Source organism: Pirellulales bacterium (genome assembly GCA_036490175.1).
In the GTDB taxonomy this organism is placed as follows: Bacteria; Planctomycetota; Planctomycetia; order Pirellulales; family JACPPG01; genus JACPPG01.
Genome location: DASXEJ010000046.1, coordinates 1 through 1,637, shown reverse-complemented (window position 1 = coordinate 1,637; position 1,637 = coordinate 1). Strand labels below are relative to the sequence as shown.

At 57.8% G+C, this 1,637-nt stretch carries 1 protein-coding gene; it reads left to right on the top strand.

Annotated elements, in window-relative coordinates:
* Window positions 1-950 precede the first annotated feature (950 nt).
* Window positions 951-1,211 carry a hypothetical protein gene (locus VGG64_03520; GenBank protein ID HEY1598643.1) on the top strand — a complete coding sequence of 87 codons (261 nt, stop codon included), beginning with the start codon at window positions 951-953 and terminating at the stop codon, window positions 1,209-1,211.
* The last annotated feature ends 426 nt before the right edge of the window (window positions 1,212-1,637 follow it).

Sequence of the window (1,637 nt, the reverse complement as noted above, 5' to 3'; positions counted from 1 at the left end):
TGTGAAATGACCGTCCTCAGGCTTTTGATCGGTTGAAAAGGCAGGGGCATCCGAAGGTTCCTGGTTCATTGAGGCGCATGAAGCAAATCGGCGGGCGGAAAAGTCGGACTGAGCAATTGTCTCAAACAGATTGGGCCGTGCGCACATCTGGCCGCCGCTTGCGAAACGATGGGGCATCTGGTTCAAATTTCGGGATTAGCTCGGCCGGTGTAGACTCATCAAGCGGCCGTGGTAATAGTCAGCGGACAGAGCCACCGCTAACTAGAATGGGCAGTGCCAGCGCGTGGCAAGACGACTGTGGACGGCGGACTTCGAGAGATGCGCGGCAAGGTGAGAGGCTAAAGTTACCGATCCGATACGTGGAGAACAAGCACCCAATCGGGATTTTTCTTTTGAGCTATTTCAGTGCGACATTTTGTCGTAGATCGGATTAGCAGCACGGTGGACTGTGGCTGGCGTCCACACAAACATCTGGCCCACGTTTGACACATCCAAATGCTGGCGAAGATTTGTGGACATGACCCGCAAAGGGGCAGATCGCCAGCCGGTCGTCCGGACCTATACGTCGACCGGTGGCGGATTTGATGCAATCGAAACACACCCTCCACATCGCGGTTCACCAGCAGGCCCAAGAACCAATAAGTGCGGAAGAAGCGATCTGCTAATGACACCGAGTTCGTCTGCAAACGCCCCAGCAATTGCCGCATCAGCGACGGCTCGCCTGTCCACTTGCCGCGGCAGCGCCCCACGGTTACATCAAACACGGCGCCGCTGGCCAGGCTGAAAAGCGCCACCAGCCGCGCGACCGGAAAGCCCACGCCCGGCCGCTGACTATGCGACTGAGGCTAAGCCTTCTGATTGGCGAGCATCTCGGGGTTCCAACCCGTCGTGCCATTCGGCGCCATACACCAGACGACCGGCAATCCGCCGGCCCGGGGCCGAGACCGGGCGTGCGGCTGCTCGCCGCTCAGGCAATCGCAGCAAATGCCTTGCAATACGCGCCGGTGCCTGCCGCGCAGGGGCGTTTGCCCTGGCACACGAGAAAAGGCGAACAGACACGGGACGGCCTCGTGGCGCGAATGGTCTGGACGAAAGACCCGCCCCAAAATCATACAGAGCGTGACCAGCGGCGGCGTAAACACGCTATCGCGAAACTCCACGCCCTCCTCGACCACCTGCGTTTAGCCGGTTACGAAGTGATTGACGCCTGAGATTTTGCTTCGAAAGCCGGGTGAATTCATAGAATAAATGCATCTTGCGTCGTAGAAGGCTGCCAAATACGGGCGGCCGACAAGTTCACAAATTAATTGAATTGGGCATAGTCGTGGACACGAGCATGCCCAATTCAACCTTTGCCGTGAATTAGCGCAAGTGCTGGGCTGGCAATGGCTAACGACAAAGCGGCGAGATCGCTCATAGATGCCACCAAACACCTGCCCGGTAAGCTGGGAAATCCAGAGAAGCCGAAGCCGCGCGAACTGCCCAGCCCGTCGTTGGCCGAAGCCTGCAACCGACAAGGCGTCGGGCCTATTCGCGTTGGGATTACAACGGCTTAATCACGCAACGTGTCGTCGCAATCGATTCGAATTCACCAGGGGTAATGTCAATTGAACGAGTAAGCGTGAGCGATGGGGCAT